We start from the raw sequence: 4,872 nt of genomic DNA, 5'->3' as shown, positions 1-4,872 counted from the left end.
AGGCGATCTCGCTCCACGGCGAAGGACATCTCGATCGGGCCGAAGTGTTGTTGATGCAGATTCGAGCCATTGAGCCAAGGCACCACGTTGCTTGCCTCGAACTTGCTCGAATACTCATCCGCAAAAACCGCTTCGATGAAGCCGTTCGCCTACTGGAGCCGCTCGTCGATGATGTGCACGAAAGTGCCGCCGCCGTACACCAGAGGCTCGGGCTCGCCCATGTATGCGCGAATAGAAAAGCGTTGGCGTTGAAGCATTTTGAGCGCGCCCACGAGCTGGCACCAGACGATGCGCAGACTCTCCATGTCATCGCTAACTTACAGCAAGCGCTCGGACAGGACAAAGAAGCGGATGTCTCCTTCCGCCGTGCCCTTGCATTGAAGCCCTTGGTGATGATTCCTGCCGCGGCATCGCCGCCAGATTTCAGGGTTTTGTTTTTGTTTGCTCCGGGTGCCGGCAACACGCCGTTTCGCTATCTGATCGACGGCGCACGATTTGAAAGCAACGTTCTCAGCGTAGTGAACGACTTCGACTATGACGTGGACCGATTGCGCAGCTATGCAGACGTGGTCGTCAACCTCGTGTCGGATGTCGATCAGGGACGAGATGTTCTCGCCCTGGTGCAAGCGCTCGGGCAGCGCATCGGGAAGCGAGTGATCAATCCTCCGCAGTCCATCTCGCTCACGGGCCGGGCAACGATCTCAACCCGTCTTGCGGGAACACCGGGCTGCCTGGTTCCGCAAACGCAAATTCTTTCACCGGCGCAACTGCGGCTGGCACTCGAGAGCACGGGCTCAGCGGCGCTGACGTTTCCGCTGCTGCTGCGGCCTGCGGGAACGCATGGCGGCAAGGACTTCGAAAAGCTTGAGGATGCGGACGCCGTCGATGCTTTCGTACGAGACCATCCCAGCCACGCGTTTTACGTCACGCCGTTCGTAGACTATCGCTCGCGCGACGGCAAATTCCGCAAGTACCGCTTCATCTACGTCGGCGATGAGATTTTGCCCTACCACCTGGCCATCGACGGCCGATGGAAAGTTCACCACGCGACGACGCCCATGGCCGCATTTCCATGGATGCAGGACGAGGAGCGAGCCTTTCTGGCCGATCCGTGGCACGTCTTCGGATCGGCGCAGCAGGCGGCATTGCGTTCCATCCGCGAGACGATCGCGCTCGATTACTTCGGGATCGACTGCGCATTGATGCCGAACGGTGACGTGCTTGTGTTCGAGGTCAACGCGAGTATGCTCGTGCACGACAGCAATCAGCAGTTTGCCTACAGAAAACCGGCGGTCGAGCGCATCAAGCGGGCGTTCCATTCGTTGCTCGCCAGCACTGCTTGATAGCCGTGTCACATTGCAGGCCGTCCGCCCAGGTTGCCCCCCGGGGCGCCGACCCGATCGAAATCGATCGGGACGACTAAGTAATGGAAATCTGATAACCGAATCGGCTCACCGTTTCTATCTGCACGCTCGGCACCTTTTGAGCAAGCTTTCGGCGCAGGCGCGACACGACGAGATTGACGCTCGACGGATCCACGAATTCGGCCTCGGGCCACGCGTAACGGATCAATTGATCGCGAGGCACGGGCGCATTGACCTGGCGCGTCAAGCATTCGAGAAGCAGGTACTCGCGTCGCGTGACTTCGATGCGGACGTTTCCGACAACGAGCTCACGTGTCGTCGCGTCAAGCCGCAGTGCGGCCGCGTTCGGCTGAGCATGTGCGGTTCGCGCAAGCTCTGCTCGATGCAATGCCAGCAGTCGCTCATGCAGTTCAATGAACGAGTACGGCTGATAGAAGCACGCATCCGCACCTGCCCTTAATACGCGCGCCCGCTGCGCGGGAGTCGAGTGCCCGAGCACAGCGATCAAGGCCGCGCCGCTTGCTGCAGCCAACAGCGGCCGCAGCCCGTCAAGCAGCGCCGTATACGCAGTCGGCTCCAGTGCCATCGCAACGATGGCATCGAACGGTTCCTGCATTGCCACCACGATGCCGTCGGGCAAATCGTCAGCTCGCTGCAGGCTATGTGCGCTTTCCTGAAAAGCTTTGAAGAGCCACGTAGACTCAGGATGCGAACAAGGAATAAAAAGGATCCGCATGGGCGAGATATTTCATTAAAATGCCGCTCGCCTCACGCTAGCGTTCTTGACCAACATTCGATCGTGACACGCGTGCCGGGTTCCGCATCAGCGATCTTTATCGAAAAATCATGAACGCGAACCACGGCTGAAACGATACTGAGCCCGAGACCGGAGCCCGCCACCTGCCGAGCATTCGTCGCACGATAGAACCGCTGCAGCACCGCGCTGCGTTCCTCCTCGGGGATACCTGGCCCGTTGTCGGTAACGTCGATGCGCGGGCCTGCCGTTGTGCGCCTGAGCGCGATGCGCACAGTGCCGCCCGACGGGGTGAACTTGATTGCATTGTCCACGAGATTGGTCAGCATTTCGAACAGCAACGCTCGGTCCCCGTGAATCGGCTCGACATTCGCAGCTTCCACCGACAGGGTCGTGGAGCGATCCTCCGCAAGTGGTTCATAGAGCTCTCCGACCTCGCGCACGAGCTCATCGAGCCGCAGTTCCGCGAATCCGCCGCGCCGGTTCAGCGAGCCGATTTCCGAAATGCGCAGCATCGCACGAAATCGCTCAAGCAGGGAATCGGTTTCCGTGCGCGCCCGCGTAACCAGACTCTCAAGTGTTTCGTCATCGCACGCCCCAGCCTGCTCCGAAATGCGTGCGAGCAGCGTACGCACATGAGCGAGTGGCGTTCGCAAATCATGCGCAATGCCATCGCAGGCGCCCTTGACTTCGTTCATCAAGCGTTCCACCTCGGCAAGCATATGATTGACGAGATGCGCGAGCATGTCGAGCTCATCTCGTCCACCGATCGGCAAACGCTGTGACAAGTCGCCTTGCGAAATCCGCTGCGTGACTCGGCGGATCTGGGCAACCCGCCGCATTTGGCGCATGCTGAGCGCCAGCCCTCCCGCCACGCCGGCTCCGAGACACAGCATGCCGCCGGCCACCAGCGCGTTGATGATCGTATTACGAATCCGGAGCACTTGTGTGATGTCACGTGCCACGACTAGCGTGGTGCCGTCCGCACGCCGTTCGCTCATTGCCCGCACCACCGGAGCGTTCTCCGCGCCGACCACTTTTAGCGCGTGGTGGTGTATCGTCACCGAGGTGCCATCCAGCGGCAATTCCGGCGGCAAAGCGGTCACATCCCCGGCAATGTAGCGGCCATCGGAGGCGAACAGGCCGTAGTAGTTCGTATGCATATGCTCATGCTCGAGCCGCATGCGAATCGCGGGGCCCAACTGGTCGTCAGGTACCGAATCGAAGTAGATGAGCTGCCAATACATGACCGCGTCAGTCTCGCGCTTCATGTCGTTCGTGACGGCTCCGCCGATCACACCGAGCAGCACCATCACCGACAACGAGAATATGACGGCGTAGAGAAGAAGCAGTCGAAAGGTTGTCGAATGCCAGCGGCGCGCAAGCTCGCCGCCTTGCGTCGATGCAGCCGAGGCAGTCGTTGAGCTCAACCCGCGCTGAGAATGTAACCCGAGCCGCGAACCGTCTGGATCAGCGGGGTCGCTCCGGCCGGATCGATCTTCTTGCGCAATCGGCCCATGTGTACGTCGATTAGATTCGTACCGGGATCGAAGTGGTAGCCCCATACAGCCTCAAACAGCATCGTGCGTGTAATCGTCTGCCCCGCGTGCCGCATCATGAATTCCAGCACGCGATATTCAGTAGGCAGTAATGCGATTTCGTCATTGTCACGCCGCACCTTGCGGGTGATCAGGTCAAGCTCGAGCGGGCCGACTCGCATCGTGGTTTCCGACGGAGCAGACGACGACTGGCGGCGACGCAGCAGCACCTCCAGCCGCGCCGCCATTTCTTCCGGATCGAAAGGTTTGGTAAGGTAATCGTCACCACCTGCACGCAAACCTCGAATACGGTCGTCGACATCGCCGAGCGCACTCAGCATCAGGACGGGCGTTTGCACGCCCACGCTGCGCATAGTCGTCAGAATGGTCAGACCGTCGACGCCAGGCAGCATCCGATCGAGCGTGATGACGTCGTACTCATCGCTCATCGCCCGTGCCATACCGTCGCGACCGTTATTGACCCAATCAACAGTGAAGCCCCGAGCCTGCAGCTCCGCGACGATATCGTTTGCGGTGATCTCGTCGTCTTCAATGGTAAGCACTCGCGACATCTTCCCACGCCCGCTATCGGCGCCGCCTCGATTATCGTGAAAAGTTAGTACACCTACATGATGCCATATGGCATCCCCCCTCGCCCAATGCGGCGAGCCGCACTGACAGGGAGGTGTAGCCTGTCAATTTCCTTGCAATCGTACGTGCACGCCGGTGTCAGCCCAATATCGTTTCAATGAAAAACGTTTTATGTTTGCGCGTGGATGAAACGGCTTGCGTCTGCGCTCCGGCAGTCCGCTCTCGCCGCCCCCGGCGTTGACTAGATCTTCCTTTCGTTACGCTTTCTCCACCGCCCAAGCGTCAAATGCGGCAAACACGCTTGGCCCTATCAACTCTGCGCGGATTGAGCCGTTATCCAGTCATATCCCTCGCCCGAAGCCTGTGGGGCACAACCGGAGGTATTCTTCGATGGCCGCAGACCACCACTCGATCGACGAACGCACCAACCTCACCAGCTCCAACAAGTTCGAGCTTCTCCTCTTCAAGCTCGGCGCGGCGCCCGGCAATGACGATTCGCACGAGCTTTATGGCATCAACGTGTTCAAGGTGAGGGAAATCATGACCATGCCGGCGATCACACCGATAGCCGGTTCATCCGGACATGTACTCGGTGCCGTGGACATTCGCGGCCAGATTATTCCGG

The 4,872-nt window shown here is 59.7% G+C and carries 5 protein-coding genes; 2 read left to right on the top strand and 3 right to left on the bottom strand.

Annotation, left to right across the window (positions count from 1 at the left end; genetic code table 11):
- Positions 1–1,343 (top strand): tetratricopeptide repeat protein (locus tag VL598_RS10570; RefSeq protein ID WP_325326665.1); only part of this gene is annotated, 1,343 nt, incomplete at its 5' end.
- A gap of 76 nt (positions 1,344–1,419) precedes the next feature.
- On the opposite strand, the gene VL598_RS10565 is transcribed toward VL598_RS10570, so the two are convergent.
- The 3 genes from VL598_RS10565 to VL598_RS10555 are packed head-to-tail and all read right to left on the bottom strand — an operon-like array spanning position 1,420 to position 4,228.
- Positions 1,420–2,100, bottom strand: a complete 681-nt coding sequence (locus tag VL598_RS10565; protein ID WP_325326664.1) for a winged helix-turn-helix domain-containing protein — start codon at positions 2,098–2,100, stop codon at positions 1,420–1,422.
- Positions 2,101–2,132: 32 nt separating this feature from the next.
- On the bottom strand, positions 2,133–3,548 hold the full coding sequence (locus VL598_RS10560; protein ID WP_325326663.1) for a HAMP domain-containing sensor histidine kinase: 1,416 nt from the start codon (positions 3,546–3,548) through the stop codon (positions 2,133–2,135).
- Complete coding sequence (locus VL598_RS10555) at positions 3,545–4,228, bottom strand: response regulator transcription factor (protein ID WP_325326662.1); 684 nt, start codon at positions 4,226–4,228, stop codon at positions 3,545–3,547. The genes VL598_RS10560 and VL598_RS10555 overlap by 4 nt, the downstream gene beginning before the upstream one ends.
- 409 nt (positions 4,229–4,637) lie before the next feature.
- Here VL598_RS10555 and VL598_RS10550 point away from each other — a divergent pair.
- On the top strand, positions 4,638–4,872 hold a 235-nt coding region (locus tag VL598_RS10550), incomplete at its 3' end, for a chemotaxis protein CheW (protein ID WP_325326661.1).

Origin of the sequence: Trinickia sp., assembly GCF_035492435.1 — a bacterium.
GTDB lineage: Bacteria > Pseudomonadota > Gammaproteobacteria > Burkholderiales > Burkholderiaceae > Trinickia.
Note: the sequence above shows the minus strand (reverse complement) of the source record. Positions and strands in the feature narration are given on the sequence as shown.

What these genes read in the sequence shown, in the direction of transcription:
- VL598_RS10565 (WP_325326664.1), bottom strand. Translation starts at nt 2,100, where the DNA reads ATGCGGATCCTTTTTATTCCTTGTTCGCATCCTGAGTCTACGTGGCTC.
- VL598_RS10555 (WP_325326662.1), bottom strand. Translation starts at nt 4,228, where the DNA reads ATGTCGCGAGTGCTTACCATTGAAGACGACGAGATCACCGCAAACGAT.